Origin of the sequence: Stenotrophomonas sp. SAM-B, from assembly GCF_013387485.1 — a bacterium.
GTDB classification, from domain to species: Bacteria; Pseudomonadota; Gammaproteobacteria; order Xanthomonadales; family Xanthomonadaceae; genus Stenotrophomonas; species Stenotrophomonas maltophilia_AA.
On sequence record NZ_JABBXB010000002.1, the window covers coordinates 425,211 to 444,954 of the forward strand.

At 66.0% G+C, this 19,744-nt stretch carries 17 protein-coding genes and 2 pseudogenes; 10 read left to right on the plus strand and 9 right to left on the minus strand.

Annotated elements, in window-relative coordinates:
- Window positions 1-17 precede the first annotated feature (17 nt).
- From HH110_RS06125 to HH110_RS06135, 3 genes are all read right to left on the minus strand, one after another.
- Window positions 18-779, minus strand: a complete 762-nt coding sequence (locus HH110_RS06125) for a hypothetical protein (protein WP_176988836.1) — start codon at window positions 777-779, stop codon at window positions 18-20.
- 113 nt (window positions 780-892) lie between these two features.
- Window positions 893-1,468: a metal-dependent hydrolase gene (locus HH110_RS06130; protein ID WP_176988837.1), complete on the minus strand. Its 576-nt coding sequence runs from the start codon at window positions 1,466-1,468 to the stop codon at window positions 893-895.
- Window positions 1,469-1,577: 109 nt separating this feature from the next.
- Window positions 1,578-3,932: an ATP-binding protein gene (locus HH110_RS06135; protein WP_176988838.1), complete on the minus strand. Its 2,355-nt coding sequence runs from the start codon at window positions 3,930-3,932 to the stop codon at window positions 1,578-1,580.
- Between the two features lie 301 nt (window positions 3,933-4,233).
- Here HH110_RS06135 and HH110_RS06140 point away from each other — a divergent pair, with 301 nt between their 5' ends.
- Entirely contained in the window at window positions 4,234-4,479 is a 246-nt protein-coding gene (locus HH110_RS06140; RefSeq protein WP_176988839.1) for a hypothetical protein, read from the plus strand.
- Between the two features lie 114 nt (window positions 4,480-4,593).
- Complete coding sequence (locus tag HH110_RS06145) at window positions 4,594-5,961, plus strand: protein-disulfide reductase DsbD (RefSeq protein WP_176988840.1); 1,368 nt, start codon at window positions 4,594-4,596, stop codon at window positions 5,959-5,961.
- Here the strand turns inward: HH110_RS06145 and HH110_RS06150 are convergent.
- A pseudogene (locus HH110_RS06150) lies at window positions 5,962-6,285 on the minus strand (GntR family transcriptional regulator); the annotation flags it as partial.
- Window positions 6,286-6,397: 112 nt separating this feature from the next.
- On the opposite strand from HH110_RS06150, the pseudogene HH110_RS19560 reads away from it, so the two are divergent.
- The 3 genes and pseudogenes from HH110_RS19560 (at window position 6,398) to HH110_RS06165 (ending at window position 7,966) form a co-directional block, all read left to right on the plus strand.
- Window positions 6,398-6,698: pseudogene (locus HH110_RS19560) on the plus strand (addiction module antidote protein).
- A gap of 540 nt (window positions 6,699-7,238) precedes the next feature.
- A complete protein-coding gene (locus HH110_RS06160) occupies window positions 7,239-7,610 on the plus strand; it encodes a hypothetical protein (RefSeq protein ID WP_176988841.1) in 372 nt (123 codons plus the stop codon).
- Window positions 7,607-7,966, plus strand: coding sequence for a hypothetical protein (locus HH110_RS06165; RefSeq protein ID WP_176988842.1), 360 nt, complete (start codon window positions 7,607-7,609; stop codon window positions 7,964-7,966). Before HH110_RS06160 ends, HH110_RS06165 begins: the two co-directional genes overlap by 4 nt.
- 91 nt (window positions 7,967-8,057) lie before the next feature.
- On the opposite strand, the gene HH110_RS06170 is transcribed toward HH110_RS06165, so the two are convergent.
- The 5 genes from HH110_RS06170 to HH110_RS06190 all read right to left on the minus strand — a co-directional run bounded on the left by HH110_RS06170 (window position 8,058) and on the right by HH110_RS06190 (window position 13,303).
- On the minus strand, window positions 8,058-8,663 hold the full coding sequence (locus HH110_RS06170; RefSeq protein ID WP_176988843.1) for a DUF2894 domain-containing protein: 606 nt from the start codon (window positions 8,661-8,663) through the stop codon (window positions 8,058-8,060).
- On the minus strand, window positions 8,653-9,300 hold the full coding sequence (locus tag HH110_RS06175) for an OmpA family protein (protein WP_176988844.1): 648 nt from the start codon (window positions 9,298-9,300) through the stop codon (window positions 8,653-8,655). The genes HH110_RS06170 and HH110_RS06175 overlap by 11 nt, the downstream gene beginning before the upstream one ends.
- Window positions 9,297-11,549, minus strand: a complete 2,253-nt coding sequence (locus HH110_RS06180; protein ID WP_176988845.1) for a DUF802 domain-containing protein — start codon at window positions 11,547-11,549, stop codon at window positions 9,297-9,299. The genes HH110_RS06175 and HH110_RS06180 overlap by 4 nt, the downstream gene beginning before the upstream one ends.
- Before the next feature lie 10 nt (window positions 11,550-11,559).
- Window positions 11,560-12,237, minus strand: a complete 678-nt coding sequence (locus HH110_RS06185) for a DUF3348 domain-containing protein (RefSeq protein WP_176988846.1) — start codon at window positions 12,235-12,237, stop codon at window positions 11,560-11,562.
- 61 nt (window positions 12,238-12,298) lie between these two features.
- Window positions 12,299-13,303, minus strand: coding sequence for an aldo/keto reductase (locus tag HH110_RS06190; RefSeq protein ID WP_176988847.1), 1,005 nt, complete (start codon window positions 13,301-13,303; stop codon window positions 12,299-12,301).
- 201 nt (window positions 13,304-13,504) lie between these two features.
- Between HH110_RS06190 and HH110_RS06195 the strand changes: the two genes are divergently transcribed.
- The 5 genes from HH110_RS06195 to HH110_RS06215 all read left to right on the plus strand — a co-directional run bounded on the left by HH110_RS06195 (window position 13,505) and on the right by HH110_RS06215 (window position 19,719).
- A complete protein-coding gene (locus HH110_RS06195) occupies window positions 13,505-14,590 on the plus strand; it encodes an alpha/beta hydrolase fold domain-containing protein (protein WP_241696465.1) in 1,086 nt (361 codons plus the stop codon).
- Window positions 14,591-14,706: 116 nt separating this feature from the next.
- Window positions 14,707-15,120 carry a host attachment family protein gene (locus HH110_RS06200; protein WP_176988849.1) on the plus strand — a complete coding sequence of 138 codons (414 nt, stop codon included), beginning with the start codon at window positions 14,707-14,709 and terminating at the stop codon, window positions 15,118-15,120.
- 11 nt (window positions 15,121-15,131) lie between these two features.
- Entirely contained in the window at window positions 15,132-15,461 is a 330-nt protein-coding gene (locus HH110_RS06205) for a thioredoxin family protein (RefSeq protein ID WP_176988850.1), read from the plus strand.
- A 288-nt stretch (window positions 15,462-15,749) separates the two neighbouring features.
- Window positions 15,750-17,234, plus strand: coding sequence for a glycine betaine/L-proline transporter ProP (proP, locus tag HH110_RS06210; RefSeq protein ID WP_176988851.1), 1,485 nt, complete (start codon window positions 15,750-15,752; stop codon window positions 17,232-17,234).
- Window positions 17,235-17,424: 190 nt separating this feature from the next.
- A complete protein-coding gene (locus HH110_RS06215) occupies window positions 17,425-19,719 on the plus strand; it encodes a GH92 family glycosyl hydrolase (protein WP_241696429.1) in 2,295 nt (764 codons plus the stop codon).
- The last annotated feature ends 25 nt before the right edge of the window (window positions 19,720-19,744 follow it).

The following is a 19,744-nucleotide window of genomic DNA, read 5'->3' on the forward strand; positions in this document are numbered from 1 at the left end:
TGGGTCGTGAGGCGGCGCTATTCTTTCCCCGCGCCTTGCTGGTCAGCGTCCTCCTCGTCCACACCATCTGCGAAAGAATTGATGTACTTTGCCGTACCCCCGGGCAGCGATCGGGGCGACGACGCCAACGAGGCAGCCATGAAGTTTGCCTCGAAGACGAACGGATAGGGCCTCCATCCGGGCACGCCAGTGCTCGGGTCGCGCAACAGGGTCCATGTGAAGTAGATGGGTATGTTGGCAGGTCCGCGGAGGTCTTCCAGGTAGCTCTTCCAGCTGCGGTTGGTGTCCGGCACCAGCTCTCCCTCGGTTATGTCGGCAAGTGTGCCGTCCTCGATATGACGGATCTCGGGAATCATGCAGCGAATGCGCACGCTGACTGACTCGATCCCGTCCTGATTCCGTTCCACCGGCTGGCTTGGCAGTACGGGAGCGCAGTTGATCCGACGCTGCGCGTCGGCCATTACTTGATACAGGGCATGGCCACCGTGGGCGTCTTCTACTGCTTGAGCGATGGCATAGTCCAATCCTTCGCGTGTCTCGCCGATATAGTTGGAACGCACATCTTCTTCAGTGCTACCCGTCGTGACGGCGTGGAATTTAATGAACGATTCGTCGTCGAGCTGAAGGATCAGACGCATGCCGAGCATGGCGAGATCCTCAGGACTGACCTCGCTGCTGTTCTGCATTGCCATGCTGCCGTTGTTCTCGGCGGCGCTGGGAAACGCCCATGGAAGGAAAGCGGCCGAAGTGAGCATCGCGAAGCGGTTCAGGCTGATCATTCAGATTCCGAGGTTATGAGGGTTGACCCAGATGAGTGTCGGTGGCAGCGCGCACATCTGCGCCGTGAGTGCCGTCCAGAATGAGTCCGGGCAGAGAGCTTGAAGCGACGCCATCACCTCGAAAGACTGACAGACCAGGCACGCAGCCCGATCCAGGCAGGAGAGAGGGTCAGCGCCATCACCCGGTGCCATCGTCGTACAGCGCCTCGGCACACCAGCACCATGGCGGTGTACACGGGAAGCATCAGCCCCAGTTCGATGACCAGGTTCCTCCAGAGATAGTAGTTGCCGATCTTCAACGCTCCCGCACTCGGAAGTACGCCGATCGGCATCTGGATCTCTGCAGGGAGCGGCCATAGCAGCGGCACGGCGTGCGCACCCACCAGCAGATCGAGCATTCCGTGCGAGGCGGCCGCGGCAATGAGCCAGATGGCCGGGAATCTGGCCGTCCTGCTGCTACGCGTGGCGGCGTACACAGCCACGACGGCAACCAGCGCGAAAAGCAGGCTATGCGTGAATCGCGGATGGGGGACGTAGTCGAACCACCAGACGGCCACGTAGTCGAGGTCCGGGCAGATCGCCAGGAACACGAAGGGCGTCAGTGCCCACCGGGACCGTTTATCCGCCCATGTGTTGCTGCACAGGTAGGCGGTGATGCCGGCGGCCGCGTGAGCCAGGACGGAGGACATGGGAGTGGCCCAGAGCGTGTCGAACGCAGAGCATGGGTCCGGCCCATGGGGCGAACGTGGTGCGACTGTGTCGCGAACGTGAAGCGGCCCGCGTGCTGCGCGAGTGCCATCATCCGCCCGCTGCACTCACGTTGCCGATCCCGTCCCGATTCAGCGCTTCCACCAATGCCCAGATTCTCGCATCGGCGGGATTGCCGTTGATGGCGTGCGCCTTCAGACATAGCTGCAGCTCACACAGCACCGCCACCGCCTCCGCATCGGCAACCATGGAAGCCGCCCCCTGCATGCGATGCGCCATCGCCAGGGCGCCGCGCCAGTTCTGCACGCGTAGCGACACCTCCAGTCCGGCCTGGTCCAGACGCATCTGCTGGCGATAGGTCTCCATCATGGTCAATCCTTCCTCCATCGCCGTGGCAGGGGGTGGCGCGTCGCGCCTGGTCCCACCACTCGCCGCGTCGAAGGCAGCCCAGTCGATTGGCTTCCCCAGGTAGATATCCACGCCGGCGCGCGCATAGGCGTTCCGGTCGATACTGTCCGGGGAGGCTGAGATGGACAGAATGCGTGCCGGAGGCCAGTCCCGGCGGCGCTCGATGGCCCGGATTTCCAGTGCGACGTCGCTTCCGTCGGCATCCAGGAGGTCACCGTCCACGGTGATGATGCCAAACGGGCCGTGCTGGTTCATGGTCCGCACGGCTGCAGCGCCCGAGCTGGCGATCAGGGCATCCAGACCGAGGCCACAGAGACGGCGGACCATGACCCGCGCGATGGTCGGCTGATCCTCGATCACCAGCGCGTGCGCGACGGATGGAGCAGCGGCCGGTTCAGCCGGTGAACCGCTGCCGGTCTCGGCTCCGGCGAGCTCGGCACGCAGGACAGCCACGAACGTAGCGCCCATCCGCGGCGTGCTGGTGACCGTGACATCCCCGCCATGGGCACGGGCGATCCGCCGGCACAGCGACAGCCCGATCCCCGCGCCGTGCTTGAGGCGGCCGATGCGGGTCGCGCTGAACGGCTCGAAGATGTGGGCGAGGTCCTCTTGCGGAATACCCGGCCCGACGTCGGTGACGCTGAGCAGGAGGGAGCCGGCCTGGCCCACGCCGGTGATGAAGCGCAGGGTGATGGTCACGTCGCCATGGTCGCTGAACTTGATCGCGTTCGAGATCAGGTTGCTCGCAATGTGATGCAGGGCGCGCGCATCACAGAACGCCTGCGCGGTCCGCGGGCCCTCTGTGTGCAGCAGCAGGCGCAATCCCTTGCATTGCGCCAGCGGACGCATCGCCGACAGGCATTCCTCCACGACCTCACTGGCGTTCTTGAGGAACGCGGCATCGGCCTGGTCCGGTTTGTTGCGGAACATGAACTCCAGGGCATTGGTGAGGGTGTGCTTCAGCGCATCGGCAGCCGAGCGGGCCGAGCGCAGCAGCCGCTCGCGCTCGGCCGCGTCCGCTTCGGCCTCGAGCAGGTCGATGGCGGAAATGACCGACGCCGCGCCGTTGCGGACCTCATGGTTGACCAGCGTGAGAATCCGCGCCGAACTGGCCTGGCGAGCGGCCAGTGCCCGTGCCCTGCGCTGGGCACGTGCCACGGCAAGCAGGAACACAAGCAGGGCGAGGCAGAGGACCGTGACGTGCACGCGGTAATGGCTCAGCACCGCACGCAGGGTAGGGGGAGAGCGGTACAGGGCATTCAACCAGCGCTCGAGAATGTCCTGCCGGGTATCCAGTGGCAGCGACAGGAACGTCTGGTGGGCGAGATCGATGTCGGCCGCGCGATGCGGCAACGACGCAACGCGCATCTCCACCGGGGGCGCGTCGGGCGCGGCCTGCACGGCCAATCGCGCGTCGAAGCGCTTGCGCGTCAAGGGGGCCAGCACGGCGTCCACCCCCAGCGCGGCATCGATCGCTCCCCGGTCCACGGCGTCCAGCATCTCGTCCACATTGGCGATCTGGTAGACGTCGATGGCTGGGAAGTTCCGGGCCAGGAAGGCCCGGTACTCGCCATTGCCGATCACCCCGACCCGCATGCCGCCCATCGACGAGAGCGCCCGTGGCCCCACCGTCCGGCGCGTGACCATCACGGTGCTTCCACTGTAGAACGAGGGCGACAGGGTTGCCGTGGCAGGCAGCATCGTTGCCGTGGAGGGCAGGGAGAAGGCAAGGCCATCCACCTCTTCGTTCTTGAGCAGCAGTGCGGCGCGCTCGATGGATGGGGCGCGCACCAGTTTCAGCTTGAGCCCTGACAGGGCCTGCACCGCCTCCAGATAGGCGCTGGCGCCGCCTTTGGCGGGATCCCCGGCCAGCCCGTGCTGCGTGGCCAGCTGGGGGCCGATCGCCAGCGTGAACGGCACGCGCTGCGGGGTGGTCGGCGCCAGTACAAGCCAAAGCAGGGTGCCGCTGATCGCAAGCATGGCAGCAAGCCACGCCATGCGCCGCACACGCTGTCGTCCTTCAATAGCAGAGCTCACGATGTCATCCATGATGGTGGGGCGGGGCCGACGGCGGTCATTCGGTCGGGGAGTGATAGGAACATGCGCGACAGAAGTACACGCGCCAGCGCAAGTGCGGTATGCAACAAGTACGAAATCCGCCGCGGCGATCGCGAATTGAGGCATGGGACTGGTCCCATCCCATGGTGTCGCGAGACACCAGCGCGTCAGGAGCAACTGTCCCAGCGCGTCGTACTCGCACGGTCGTCACGACGATTCCACGCCTTGCTGCTTCGGCGATCCCTAACCTGAGACTCCCGTCGCGACGTTCTTCTTTCCCATGACCACAGCACTGCATGATCTCGACGCACTTGAGCCCATCGATATCGACGGACTGAAAGCGCAGGGCGTGCCTCCGGTCGCCCAGTATCTCGTCGACCAGGAAAAGTTCGTCCTGCTCGGGGGCAAGCGCGGCATCTATCGCCTGGCAGGGACGGATACCGTGTGCTACTTCACCAGCCTGGACCAGATCCGGTTGCATCTGCTGGGGCAATCTTTGACCCGGCTGACGGTCGAGTTGGCGTAAGACACGCGCTGCTGATCGTTGTTGATGAAATCCGTACGCGATTTTCGTACTTGTTGTATGGCCCTGCCGGGGCGACCTGCATAGGTTGGACGGTCGGCACCTGCGGCGATCACCATGATCCCGTACCTGCCGCTCCTTATCTGGCAGGACATCGCGATGCATCTGGCAAGACGTTTTTCCCGTGGAATGATCGGCGTGGGTGCGCTCGTCTGCAGTGCTTCCGCCCAGGCGGCTTCGGCGGCTGCCACCACGCCGATGGTGCCCGATGGGCTTGCGTGGGTACTGGTCATGGCATTGCTGGGCGGGGTCGTGCTGAACCTGATGCCCTGCGTTCTTCCGGTTTTGTCGTTGAAGGTGCTGTCCGTGCTGGGCACGGGCGCGGACCCGGTGCAGTTGCGGCGGCACGCGCTGTCCTACACCGCAGGCGTCCTACTCTCGTTCCTCGCCATCGGCGCGTTGATTCTGGTGCTGCGCTCCACCGGCAGCGTGCTGGGGTGGGGCTTTCAGCTGCAGCAGCCCGCGTTCGTCGCGGTGCTGGCCTGGGTGATGGTGCTGGTCGGCCTGAGCCTGGCAGGCATGTTCACGCTGGGCGGCGCGGTAGGCAGCACGGGCCAGAAGCTGCTGGGCAGGCAGGGCTACGCCGGTGACTTCTGGGCCGGTGTGCTGGCCTGCGTGGTGGCGAGCCCCTGCGTAGCCCCTTTCATGGGGCCTGCATTGGCGTATGCATTCAGCGCCTCATGGGTGGCTGCGTTGCTGGTCTTCGTGATGCTGGGGCTTGGCCTGGCATTGCCCTTCCTGCTGATCGGTTTCTTTCCGGTACTGGGACGCTGGCTGCCCCGGCCCGGCGCGTGGATGGAGACGCTGAAGATCCTGCTGGCGTTCCCGATGCTGCTGACCGCTGTCTGGCTCGTGTGGTTGCTGGGGAACCAGAAGGGCATGAACGCCGTCGCCCTCATCCTGTCCGCCTGCGTCGTGCTGGCGCTGGGCCTGTGGTTGTTCGAGCAGGGCCGCTGGCGCAGCCAGACCTGGCGCAAGGTGTTGGGTGGGTTGGTGATCGTTGCCAGTCTTGCGTTGGTGGGCGCCATCCACCGTTTGCCCAATACCGATGGCAATGCGACGCGTCCCTCGAAGATGATCGGCGCGACGTCTTATTCTGCGCGTGACCTGGCCCATGCCCGCAACGAAGGCCGCCAGGTCCTGCTGACGGTGACCGCCGACTGGTGCATCACCTGCATCGCCAACGAGCAGACGGTGCTGGCCACGGACCGCTTCCAGTCCCTGTTGCTGAGCACGGAAACGCTGTACATGAAAGCGGACTGGACCCACAGCGATCCGCTGGTCGGCGCGTTGTTGAAGGAGCAGGGCGCCCCCGGTGTGCCGCTGTATGTGCTCTATCGACCGAATCAGGAGGGTGAAGTGCTGCCGCAGGTTCTCACCCAGGAGACAATGCGCGAGGCGCTGAGTCCGGTACGGCCTGAGTAGTCAGATGCCGCCGTGCCGCGGCAATGGCGCGGGCACGTTCAACTGCCCGCCCGCCGCCACGTAGGCGGCCAAGGCTTCGCCCTGGCTGAGCAGATGCCGGTTCATCATCTGCTCGGCGGCTTCGGCATCGCGGTTGCGGATGCACTCCATCAGGGCGCGATGCTCGGCCAGTGACTGCGCCATGCGGCCCGGGGTCAGCAGCTGACGGCCGCGATGCATTTTCAGGATGCGGTGCAGATCGTGGGTGACGCGGATCAGCCACGGGTTGCCGGCATGCGTCTGCAGACTCTCGTGGATCAGGTAGTTGTTGCGGTAGTACTCTGCGGGATATCGGAGCTTCCGATCGAGGTTTGCCCTGGGTGCCGCGTGCATTACACGCAACGTGGAGGCGAAGTGGTAAAGACAATAGCCCTGAATGGCTCGGAGTAAAGGTGCCATGGGAATGAACAAGAAAACGCGCTTGGAGACGTTCGATGTGGCCGAGCACCTGCGTACACCGCACGAGATGGCGGCGTATCTCCATGCTTGCCTCATTGAAAGCGACGGCGATGCGGCTTTCATCGCCAAGGCGCTGGGCGATATCGTGCGCGCAGGGCATGAGTAGAGTCGCGCGTGATGCGGGTCTGTCGCGCGTAAGCTTGTGCGGGGCATTGTCCGGTGAACGCAGCCCGGACTTTGCCACAATCCTCAAAGTCACCCGTGCACAGGGCGTGACCCTGCATGCCAGCGCGGCGTGATGCTGAATCCATGAGACTTACGGTCGCCAGCGTGGAGACGATCAGCTGGCCGCCTTCCCGTCAGGCGAGGAGGGCTCTGGGCCAGTGCCCGGGAGTTATCGCTGGGCAGACGTATTCAGGTAGAGTGGCGCGAGAACGGGATGAACGGGGGTTTCAATCCATGTGGCGACAACTTGGGGCTTTGCATCTGGTGCTGGCACTGGTATTCGGGGCCGCGTACTTCCTGGGCATCTCAGTAGTGGCTCGAAGTAAGTTTGCATTCGACACGAGCGACGTGCTGTCCTCGGCTGCCGGCATGTGGTTCGCGCCGAACATCGTGGTCTCTGTCCTGAGTGGCATGGCGGGCGCATGCGTTGGCGTGTTTGTTCGACGTGGTCAACGTCGCTCTGAAGCAAGCGCCGCTTAGCGTTGATCGTTCGACGGACAAAAACCCCACATATGCCAATGTACGCAGAATTGATCATTGCGCGATCTCTGAAGCTTGCAGCGATTGCGGCAGCGTTTGTTGCCTGCTTCGTACTTGCGTGCAACCTGGTTAGCATGAGTTGCCCGCTCGACGCCTACCCGCCGAGCGTACTGGCGGCGATGTATGTGGCTGTATTGATGCTGATGGTGTACTCGAGGTTCAAGTTTGCATCGAGGGGCCTGGTGAAGCTGCCTGCATCATGGGTTGGACGCGTGCTCGGTGCGGTGGTCGCGGTTGAACTGGTCGGTGTCGGCGTGCTGCTTGCGTGGAACCGTGACTGTGGGAGCATCGTTCGCGCACTCCCGGTCCCGGCAGCGCTTCTGATCTTCTATACGACGGTAGGATTCTCGTTGCTCTTTGGTGATGCCCATCTGGGCATACTGAGGAACGTGATTCGCCTGGGCGTCAAACCGAAGGACTTCCTCCGGGACGGTGATTTGAGATGATTGCACTCAGGTACGTGGTGTTGGTTGCAGGAGCGTTGTTGGCAGCGTGTGGCGAAGATAATGCGCTGACACTGAAGCTCGAGGACGTCCAGTTCTTCAAGGCCCAACAGAGCCGACCAGGGGAGCTGTTGCTGTCGGGCCTTGCCTTTCATAGCGCGCTCGCCGTTGAGCGGATCGATAGCGTGCGTCAGGGGGACGCGATTCAAATCAACGTGATGCTGGTGCCCGCGAAAGCGGGCATGTCGGGCAGTTTCACTTACGCGCTCCCCCTGGATGACAAGGTGGATCGGGTTACATTCGGCGACGCGAAGGCGATTGTCTGGCGTCGCGACGGCGGCGTGGTTCGACGACCATGAGCTGGAGGGACAGCTGTCCATGCAGTAGCGCTGACCCTTTCCCGTCGCGCATGGAGGCGTAGACGTACATAGGGCGTTCTCGACGCTTCGATCAGCCCGGCGCCTTGCCCGCACGCGGCCGCCGCGGCTTCGCCCCCCGCGGCACAACCTTCGGCGTCGCCACCAGCACGCCCCACTGATGCAGGTGCTCCATGCCCGACAGCGCATCCAGGTACGCCATGAAATGCGTCAGGTAACCGGGTGAGGTCTCTTTCATCAGCGTCAGGGCGCGATGGACCAGTACACCGGAGTTCAACGGCCCACCATTGGTGGGCATCTGGGCCAGTGATTCCTTGAGCTGGCTGGCATTGCGAAGCCTGGCCCACGTCGCCCGGACCTCGCCCAGCACCGGCAATTCCGGATACGCAGCACTGTGCTGCCGGGTCAATTCCGTGACCAGCGCCTGCAGGCCGATGCGACCCGATGACAGGCCCGGCTCGGATGTCAGCGATGCCGACGCATCGGCAACCCGCTCAGCGTAACCCGCGACCAACGCGTCCAGCTTCCGTTGCAACAGCGCCCGCACCTCCCCGTCATGCGCCTGCATGCGGGCATGCAACGCCTCGATCATCGCAAAACGCGTGCGGTCCAGCCCGTCGAGCTTGTCCGCTCGCCAGTTCTCGAGAATCTCAGCGGTTGCAACAGGGTTACGGGGCATCCGCGGCCTTGCTCGCCTTGGGTTTCGGGATCGGGGCGATTTCGACGCGGCGGTTCTTGGCGCGGCCATCCTCGTCGGCGTTGGAACTCACCGGCTGCTCCGAGCCAAACGCTGCGGCAAACACCGCATCCGACGGCACGCCTTCGGCGATCAGGGTGCGGGTCACGGTCAATGCACGCTCGGCGGACAGCTCCCAGTTGTCGGCGAAGCGCCAGTTGCCATCGCGCACCTGCTGGTCGTCGGTGAAGCCGCTGACCATGAGGATTTCCTCGCGCGAGGCCAGGTAGCCTTTCAGCGGCCCGGCCAGGCTCTTGAGGACGTCGACGCCCTCGGGCTGCAGCGTGTCGGAGTTCAAGGCAAACAGCACATTGCCGCGGATGCCGATGCGGCCATCCACCAGCGTCACGCGCCCGGCCGCGAGCGGGCCGGCCAGTGCCTGCTCCAGCGTCTGGCGACGCTGCACTTCGGCCTGGCGCTGCTTGACCTCCTCATCCAGCCGGTTGGTCAGCTCCAACTGCAGCGCGACGACGCCGACCAGGATCAGTACGAACGCACCGAGCAGCACCGACATCAGGTCGCCGAAGGCGGCCCAGATCGGCGCGCCTCCGTCGGCCTCGACTTCGATCTCGTCGCTCATGCCGAGGCGGCTCCGGCCTTGCTGCTGCGGCGGCCGGCCAGCTGCTGCAGCTCATCGATGATCTGCTTCTGCGAAAGCACGCTGAGGTCGATGACCTCGCGCGCCTGGGCCACGTAGTAAGCAAGCTGCTCGTCACTGCGGGCCAGCGAGCCGTCCAGCGAGGCGGCGATCTGGGCCAGCCGCTCGTTGAGGCCATCGCTGGCCGTCCCGAACGACTGCACGGCGCTGCCGAGCGCATCGGCCAGGCTCGCTACTTCCACCGCGCTGCCGGTGACCTGCGCGGCCACGCTGCCCAGCTTGCCGGTCTCGGCTTCGATGTGATCGGTGAAGCGGGTGCCGACCCGGTCCAGCAGCTCGGCCGAGGTCGATACCAGCGCATCGACGGCGACGCGCTGTTCGTTGGCGGCGTGGTTGACCGCATCCAGCAGAGTCTCCACGGTCGCCAGCAGACGGCTGCGTTCTTCCAGCGTGGCGGTGTCGCGGACCAGGCTGTCGGACAGTTTGCTGCGCAGCTCGGCAACGACATCGGCCGCGGCCTTGGGCGCTTCCGACGCCGCCTGGACCAGGCGCGAGATCTCGCTGATCGTCTCGCTGGCGTGGGCCTGTGCCTGCTGGGTGATGTCGTTGGCGGTGCGGGCGAGGGTGTCGCAGATGTCCTGCTGGCGGCGGGCCACGCTGTCGCCGGTCTGCTCCCAGCGCTCGCCGAGGCTGGCACTCATACCGGTGAAGGCCTCGGTCCACGCGCTCAGACGTTGCTGATCGCGTGCTTCCAGCGCGTCCTGCAGCTGGGCATGGGACTGCTGCATCGCATCGCCGAGTGACACCGCCTGTGCCTGCAGCGTCGCGGCGGCGGCGTCCAGCGCCTGTTGGTGACGCTCGCTCAGTGCCGTTGCGGCCGCATCCTGGCGGGCCAGGGCCTGCTGCCATGCCTCGGCGATCTGGGCGGTGGTGGCGTCCAGGCGGCTGCCGACCGAGTCGATCAGACCGGTGGCCCGGGCCTCGTGCGTTTCGGTGAAGCTGGACAGTGCGCTGCGCAGATCGGCAGTCAGCGCGGCATGGGTCTGCTGCTGAGCGGACTGGGCCGCCTGCCAACCGTCAGCGGTGCTGACCAGCTTCGCGGAAACCGCGTCGAGCAGGCCAAGCGCGCGTTGATCGTGCTGTGCGGCGAATCCGTCCAGCGCGGCGCGCAGGTCGGCGGTCAATGCGGTATTGGTCTGCTGCTGGCTGTCCAGCGCGGCCTGCCAGGACGCGGCGGTGGCGACGCGGCTGGCGTCGAAGCCCTCGGTCAGACCGGTCAGCTGGCGCTGTACAGCCTCGGTCACCGTCTCGTGCATGGCGGCGTTGGCGCGGGCGATGCCGGCCAGGGTGGTGTCCATCACCGGTTGCAAGGCCGCGCCAACCGCGCGTGCGCTTTCGGCGACGCTGTCCTTGAGTGACTGCTCGATCGCGGCGGTCAGGCGCGCGTATTCTTCGTCGGCCTTGGCATGGAAGTTCTGCTGGTTGGCCAGCAGCCGCTCGCCCGAGGCGCTGCTCTGCTGCTCGATCGCGGCCGTCATGGCCTGCAGCCGATCCACCAGCGCGGGCATGAGCTCGGCCTGCTGCTGCAGCAGCCGGAAGGCTTCATTGCGCTGCCAGGACTGCGAGTGGGTGTGCAGGGTGGTCGCGATCTCCATGTCCAGCCGCTGCACCGCCTCCAGGCGCTCACGCCGGCACAGGGCCGAGAGCAGGCCGAGCATGGCGGAGGTGGCGACACCGGCGATCGAGGTGCCGAACGCCACCGCGAGACCTTCCACCGGCGCACCCAGCGAACCACGGATGGCCTGCAGGTCGGTCGCGCTCTCCAGTGCCAGGCCGGTGCCACGCAGGGTGGCCATCATGCCGAGCAACGTGCCGAGCATGCCGAGCAGCACCAGCAGGCCGACCAGGTACGGCGTCAGCACCGGACCGGGCAGGGCGACCCGTTCGCCTTCCACGCGCAGCCGCACCGCGTTGCGCAGGCTGGGATGCAGCTGGCCGAGCCAGGCGGCGAGCCCTGCGCCTGCCGTGCCCGCACTGGCGCTGGCCGACGCAAGCGAGGCGGTCGCCTGCCGGTAGCGATACAGCTCCAGGCCACCGGCGAGGTAGCAGACGGCGATCAGCAGAGCGACCGCGAAGCCGACCGGATTGGTGCTGGCATAGCCCGCCCCGATCCAGCACACCGCCACAAGGCCAAGCAGGAAAACAACGTAGTGAAGACTGGTTCTGAACATGACGTCCCGGTTAGTGGGTGCGAAGCGCTGCAAGCAGGCCTTCGATCGGTTGAAAACGGATATCCAGCTCGGCCAGCAGCAGGCTCTGCATGTCGCGGCGGAACACCTCGCGCCAGGCATCGTCGCTGCTGGCCTCGCGCAGGCGTTCGAAATGCACCCCGAGCAGCACCGGCACCTTGGCCAGCAGGCCGTGCTCGCGCGCGCTCAGGGTCTGCTCCATCAGCGCATCGACCTCGGCGAGCCTGGCCATCTCGGGCGAGGTGCGGGTCAGCATGTCGCGCAGACGGCCACGCAGACGGCTGGTGGCACTGAGCATCGAGCGTTGCAGGGTGATATAGCGCTCGCGGAACACGGTGTAGTCGCTGGACGCTTCGGCACCGCCGGCGTCAACGACCCGGCGAGGGGGCCTGGCAGGCTCAGGTTCCTGAACAATGCTGGCCTCCAGCGCCGCGCGGATGCGCTGGCACTCGGCGTCCTCGTCGGCGTCGAAATCCGGGCCTTCAACCGCAGGCGGGAGCCGCCCATCGAGCGCCTTGGACAAGGTAACCGCCCGCGTCCAGTCCACCCACTCGCTGAGCCGGTCGGACAGGGCAGGGCCCGTCGAGGACAGGTTGCTTTCGGCGAGGCGGGCCAGCAGCCGGATGAAGGCCGGGCCCGGGACAGGCGTCCGTTGCGCGGTTTTGGCCATTGTTCCGGTTAAAACGACGAATTTTACACCGTAATGACCGCCCACCGCCCGGGCGCCGGGTTCAGCCTCCGTCGATCGGCAACGGGGCGCGCGCAGAGACCAGGCCCTGTTCGCGCAACGCACTCCAGAACGCCGGCGGAATCGCGACCTCGGCCAGGGCCAGGTTCTCCGCGATGCGGCTGGGCTGGCTGGCGCCCGGGATCACGGCCGCCACGGCCGGGTGTGCCAGCGAGAACTGCAACGCCGCGGCACGGATGTCGACACCGAACTGCGCGGCGACCTGCTGCAGGCGGGCCACCTGACCGAGCACGTCGGCACCGGCTTTCTGGTACTCGTAATGCGCACCGCCCGCCAGGATGCCGGAGTTGTAAGGGCCGCCGACCACGATGCGGGCGCCCCGCGCTTCGCTGGCCGGCATCAGGCTGGCCAGGGCGTCGTCGTGATCCAGCAACGTGTACCGCCCGGCGATCAGGAAGCCATCCGGGTCGGCCTGCTGCAGCGCCATCACGCAGGGCTCGACCCGGTTGACGCCCAGGCCCCAACCCTTGATGACCCCTTCCTCGCGCAGCCGGGTCAGCGCGGTCGCGGCGCCGGACATGGCCTGGTGGAACACGGCACGCCAGTCATCGCCATGGAAATCCTTGGCCGGGTCATGGATCCAGACGATGTCGAGGCGGTCGGTCTTCAGGCGCTTCAGGCTCTCTTCGATCGCGCGCAGCGTGCCGTCGGCGCTGTAGTCGTAGACGATTCTGTTGGGCAGCCCGTGCTCGAACAGGCCGCCTTTCTCACCCAGATCACGCTGGGCGGTGTCTTCGGTTTCATCCAGCAGGCGACGGCCGACCTTGGTGCTGAGCACATAGGCATCGCGCGGATACTGCTGCAGCGCTTCGCCGAGGCGCAGTTCGGCCAGGCCGGCGCCGTACATGGGGGCGGCGTCGAAGTAGCGGATGCCGTGGTCCCAGGCGGCGTGGACGGTGTCCAGTGCCTCCTGTTCGGGGATGGCGCGGTACATGTTGCCCAGAGGGGCGGTGCCGAAGCCGACGCGGCCGGGGAGATCAATGCGCATGGGGTGGGGTCCGAGGTTGCAGGTCAGGCAGTCTGCGCGCGGCGTTGGTCCGCAAACACCCGTCCAGCGGCGAAAGACAGTTGCCCTGGGCGCAAGGATCCCGGCCCGGCTGCGTAGCGTCTGCGGTGAGGCAACGATTATTCTGTGACCCGATCTCACAGGGGAGTGCAGAAGATGGGGTGGACCGGGAAGATCGCGCCGATGGCGCTGTGGTTGGCCGCCAGCGGGACCGTCATGGCGGCCACGCCCGCACCTTCAGCCACGGAGGGCGTGCGGAACGTCCCCGGGTTTGCCTTACCGCTCTCGCCCTATCTAAGCCCTGAAGCACAGGCGGCGATGCGCAACGCGGTGGTCAACGGTGATCCCGTCGCAAAGATGGACAACGCCACCGTGCTCAGGGAGTTGGCAGCGATCCGTAAGGGCGCGGACGCGTGGGCCTACGGAGAAATCCAGGCGCTGCGCGAGCGCTATCCGGTGGAGCTGCACCATGAACGCTGGAACGGCGTGCCGGTGGTGCGGGTCGAGCCGCACAGTGCACCCGCCGATCCGGCGCAGCGGCGGCTGCTGATCGAGCTGCATGGCGGCGCCTTCGTCTTCGGGCGTGCCGACAGTATTGGCCTGCTCGAGGCGATCCCGGTGGCGGCAATGACCGGTGCCACGGTGGTGGCGGTGGACTATCGACAGGGGCCGGAGCACCACTTTCCGGCCGCCAGCGAGGATGTCGCGGCGGTGTATCGCGCCGCGTTGGAGAAAATGCCCGCGCAGCACATCGGCCTGTTCGGCTGCTCGGCCGGCGGTGTGCTGACCGGTGAATCGCTGGCGTGGTTCGACAAGGAGAAACTGCCGATGCCGGCCGCAGCCGGGTTGTTCTGCGCCGGCGGCGATGCCCGTTACGGCGGCGACTCGCGCTATGTGGCCGCGGCGGTGACCGATGCCCTGCTGCCGCATGCCGATGGCACGCTGCCGATCATGGAAGACCTGTACTACGGCAAGGTCGATTTCCGGGATCCACTGGTGTCGCCGGTGTTTTCCGATGCGGTACTGGCCCGGTTTCCGCCCACGCTGTTCATCACCGCCACCCGCGCGGCCGAAATGAGCAACGTCGCCTACACCCATTCGCGGCTGGTGGACCTCGGTCGCGAGTCGGACCTGCACGTCTGGGACGGCCTGGGCCACGCCTTCCACCTGGACGCGCGCTTGCCGGAAAGCCAGCAGGCCTACCGGGTGATGGCGCGTTTCTTCGCCAGGCACCTGCGGATGCCGCTGCCGGCATCCCCGGGAGAGTAGGGCGCACAGGGCCTGCATACGCTGTGCATACATCCGTATGCACGGTGCTTACATGCCGTTGCCTACGGTGGAACCCGAGTGCACCCGCGCTCGGTTTTCCCCATAAGGAGTAGATGATGAGTCAGCAGATTCCCGAAGGTACCCTGGTCGTTGTAGCCGATGGCGGCTCGGCCCGCGTGTTCACCAACGTCGGCACCGCGCACAAGCTGCAACTCAAGCAGGAGGGGGAACTGCAGCTGCAGGCCGTCAGCGATATCGGCGCGTCCGGGCAGGGGCCGTCCGGCTCGGTGCCGCAGGAGATGAGCATCTCCCAGCTCAACGAGGCGACGTTCGCCAAACAGGTGGCCGCCCAGTTGAACGAAGATGCGCTGAAGAACCGCTACGCACACCTGATACTGATCGCCGATCCGCAGACCCTGGGCCGCATCCGTCCGCTGCTGCACAAGGAAACCCAGGAGCGCCTGATCAAGGATCTGGCCAAGGACTTCACCAACGCGCCGCTGGAGGACATCCAGCGCGCCCTGTCCTGAGAACACTGCCCATGGCCTTCGTTCGTGAGTACAGCCCTGCCGACATCACCCGCGCCGAGCTCGATGCAGGAAGCGGCTGGGTGCTGCTTGAATTCGGCACGGGCTGGTGTGGCCACTGCAGTGCCGCGCAGCCGCTGCTACAGAAGTTCCTCGGTGGCTACGACACCACGCATCTGAAGGTGGAAGACGGGAAGGGGCGGCCACTCGGCCGCTCCTTCGCGGTGAAGCTGTGGCCGACCGTGATTCTGCTGCGGGACGGCGAGGAAATCGCGCGGGCCGTACGGCCGCAGGAGAGGGAAGATCTTGCCCCCTTGATCGATGCGCTGGAGCGCGATCCGTAAGGCATTGCATGTATTGAAACAGCTTGAAACACGCTGTTCCATGCCGTCCGCGGGCAAGGTGGGAGGACCGACAGCGCCGTTTGTAGTAACATGGCTCGCTTGATCACCCCCGGGCCATTGCCCGCTTCCTGGTCATCCATCCCGCAGCGTCGCTGAGTCCACGCGGCCGTCCGGGATCGTCTGTTGCAACCCCTCGTCGCGCATCGCGCTGTGTCATCAGAGGCGGTATTTCCTGTGCCGTGCGCGGGACCTCGGGCGCCGCGATGGCCTGCTTCCAGGAGAAAGCAGATGCAGGACCTGCATGCCGCACATGCCCATTTCGGCTGGTTCAAACGCCGCCGCCAGATGCACGTCGACGAAGTCACCGTCGTTGACCGTCCGATGTTGAAGAAGGCCGTCGGCGCCGCCGCGCTCGGCAACGCGATGGAATGGTTCGATTTCGGTGTCTACGGTTACCTGGCCGTGACCCTCGGTCAGGTGTTCTTCCCCGACAGCAGCCCGACCGCGCAGCTGATCGCGACCTTCGCGACCTTCACCGTCGCCTTCCTGGTGCGCCCGCTGGGCGGCCTGGTATTCGGGCCGCTGGGTGACAAGTACGGGCGCCAGAAAGTGCTGGCCTTCACCATGATCCTGATGGCCGCCGGCACCTTCAGCATCGGGCTGATCCCTTCCTATGACCGGATCGGGATATGGGCGCCGGCACTGCTGCTGCTCGCCCGCATCGTGCAGGGCTTCTCCACCGGCGGTGAATACGGCGGCGCGGCAACTTTCATCGCCGAGTACTCGACCGACCGCAATCGCGGCCTGATGGGCAGCTGGCTGGAGTTCGGCACGCTGGGTGGCTACATCGCCGGTGCCGGCACCGTCACCGCGCTGCACATGGCGCTAGGCACCCAGATGCTGGACTGGGGCTGGCGCATTCCGTTCCTGGTGGCGGGCCCGCTGGGCCTGCTCGGCCTGTACATGCGCATGAAGCTGGAAGAAACCCCGGCCTTCCGCGCGTATGCCGAAGAAGCCGAAAAGCGCGACCACGAACGTCCCGGCCTGGGCGCATTGTTCCGCGTTCATTGGGCGCAGCTGCTGATCTGCGTCGGCCTGGTCCTCGTGTTCAACGTCACCGATTACATGCTGCTCACCTACATGCCCAGCTATCTGAGCGTCACGATGGGCTACGCCGAGAGCAAGGGCCTGCTGCTGATCATCATCGTGATGCTGGTGATGATGCCGCTCAATGTACTGGGCGGGTTGTTCAGCGATCGCCTGGGCCGCCGCCCGATGATCATCGGTGCCTGCATCGCGCTGTTCCTGCTGGCGATCCCGTGCCTGAAGCTGGTTGGCAGTGGCAATGACTGGCTGATCTTCCTCGGGCTGATGCTGCTCGGCGTGGCGCTGGTGTGCTTCACCAGCTCGATGCCGTCCACGCTGCCGGCGCTGTTCTATACGCCGGTGCGCTACAGCGCGCTGTCGATTGCCTTCAATGTCTCGGTGTCGCTGTTCGGTGGCACCACGCCGCTGGTGACCGCCTGGCTGGTGGAGCGCACCGGCGATCCACTGGTGCCGGCGTACTACCTGATGGGCGCGGCGGTGATCGGCGTGATCACCATGCTGTTCGTGCGTGAGACGGCCGGGATGCCGCTGCGTGGTTCGCCGCCGGCGGTGGCCAGCGAAGCCGAAGCCCGTGCGCTGATGCGCAGCGACGAGCCGGTCACGGTGGATGCGACCCAGCCGACGCTGCCGGTGGCCGCCGTGCCGGAGGACGCGCGTCCGGCGTAACGCCGGTCCGCGTCCATCATCAACGGCGCACCAATGGCGCCGGGCGATCGGCCCGGCGCCGGCAACACCCGCACCGCAACATGTCAGCCCGATCGGCCAGTGCTAGGATCAACCTCACCTGAATCGATCTAAATTCAACGCCATGACAAAAACGGGGACGGTGCGGTGGTTGGGGCTCGCGGTAGGGGCGATGTTGGTGGCCGGCACGGCCACGGCGGCACCGGCGAAGCTCGGCGAACGCGCTTATGCGGCGGTCGATCCGTTCATCGGCACGGCCGGGGAGGGGCACACCTATCCCGGCGCGACCGTGCCGTTCGGGATGGTGCAGCTCAGCCCGGACACCCGCATCCAGCCACGCGAGAAGGCGTATGGCTGGGCGGCGGGCTACCGGCATGACGACACCAGCATCGTCGGCTTCTCGCACACGCACTTCTCCGGCAGCGGCCATTCCGATCTGGGCGATGTGCTGCTGATGCCGGTGCGCACCGATGCCAGCCTGGAGCGTGGCGATCCGGACAAACCCGGCAGCGGCTATACCTCGCGCTTCCGCCACGACGACGAGCGCGCCGAGCCAGGCTACTACGCCGTCACGCTGGATGATCCGAAGGTGCGCGCCGAGCTGACCACCAGCACCCGCGTCGGCGTGCATCGCTATACCTATCCGGCCAACCAGCCCGCACGCGTGCTGCTGGACCTGCGCACCAGCCTCTACGACTACCCGGGCAAGATCATGTGGTCACGCCTGCGCGCCCGCGAGGACGGCACCATCACCGGCTTCCGCGAGACCCGCGGCTGGGCACCGGGCCGGCAGCTGTATTTCGCGATGCGCTTCTCGCGGCCGCTGACCGGTCACGCATTCCACAACACCGAGACCGACATCGCCTACAAGGGCTTCCCGCCGCCGGGTCACCAGAGCCCGGCCCAGCGTGCGCAGATTGAAGGGCGCCAGCTGGTCGGCACCTTCGATTTCGGCACGCTGGACACGCCGCTGGTGGTAACCGTGGCGATTTCGTCGGTCAGCGAGGCCGGTGCGATCGCCAACCTGGAGAGTGAAGTACCGGGCTTCGATTTCGACCGTGTCCGTGCCGAGGCTAAAACGCAGTGGACGCAGGCGCTGTCGGTGCTGGATATCGACGGCCCCGAGCACGACCGTCGCAGCGCCTACACCGCGCTGTATCACAGCCTGCTCGGGCCGACCGTGTTCATGGACAGCGATGGCCAGTACCGCGGCTCGGACAATGCCGTGCACCGCGCCGAGGGCTATACCAACTACTCGACGTTCTCGCTGTGGGACACCTACCGCGCCCTGCATCCGCTGCTGACCCTGGTGCAGCCGGAGAAGCGCAACAGTGATTTCATCAATTCGCTGCTCGCGCACCAGCACAACAGCGCCTACGGGATGCTGCCGGTATGGGCATTCCACGGGCAGGAAACCTGGTGCATGATCGGCTACCACGCCGTGCCGGTGATCGCCGATGCCTACCTCAAGGGCATCCGCGGGTTCGATGAGAACAAGGCGTTGGCGGCGATGGTGGCCACCGCGAATTACGGCCCGTATGACGGCATCGCGCAGTACCGCGAACTGGGCTGGGTGCCGATCGATGAAGAAGGCGAGGCCGCCAGCAAGACGCTGGAATACGCCTTCGACGACTGGACCATCGCGCGCATGGCCAAGGCGATGGGCAACACCCAGGTCGCCGGTGAGTTCGAGAAGCGCGCCACGAACTGGCGCAATGCCTATGACAAGGACACCGGTTTCATGCGGGCGCGCAAGCGCGATGGCAGCTTCCGCACGCCGTTCGACCCGAGCGCCAGCGGCTACGGCACGGATTACACCGAAGGCAACGCCTGGCAGTACTCCTGGTATGTGCCGCACGACGTGGCCGGCCTGGCCGCTGCGCACGGGGGCAGCGACGCGTTGCTGGCCCGTCTGGACCAGGTGTTCGAGGCCAAGGTCGACCCCTCGATCTTCGAGCACATGGAAGACATCACCGGCCTGATCGGCTGGTACGCGCACGGCAACGAGCCCAGCCACCACGTGGCCTACCTGTATGCCCACGCCGGCCAGCCGTGGCGCACCCAGGCCCGCCTGAAACAGATCATGGACACCCAGTACGCCGACCGTCCCGATGGCCTGGCCGGCAATGACGACCTGGGCCAGATGTCGGCGTGGTACGTGTTCACCGCGCTGGGCTTCTACCCGGTGGCACCAGGTAGTGGCGAATACATCATCGGCCGCCCGTTCCTGCCCAAGGCGGCGCTGCACCTGCCCAACGGCAAGACCTTCACCATCGTCACCGACGGGCTGGGCAAGGGCCACGACTACGTCGGCTCGGTGACGCTCAATGGCCAGCCGCTGCAGCGCACCTTCCTGCGCCACGAGGAAATCCTGGCCGGTGGCGAGCTGCGCTTCACCCTCCAGGCCGAGCCGAACAAGGCCTGGCCGGGGCAGGGCGCGGAACAGCCGTACTCGATGTCCCGCTGACCGGCTGCCGGGGCGCCCTTCTGGC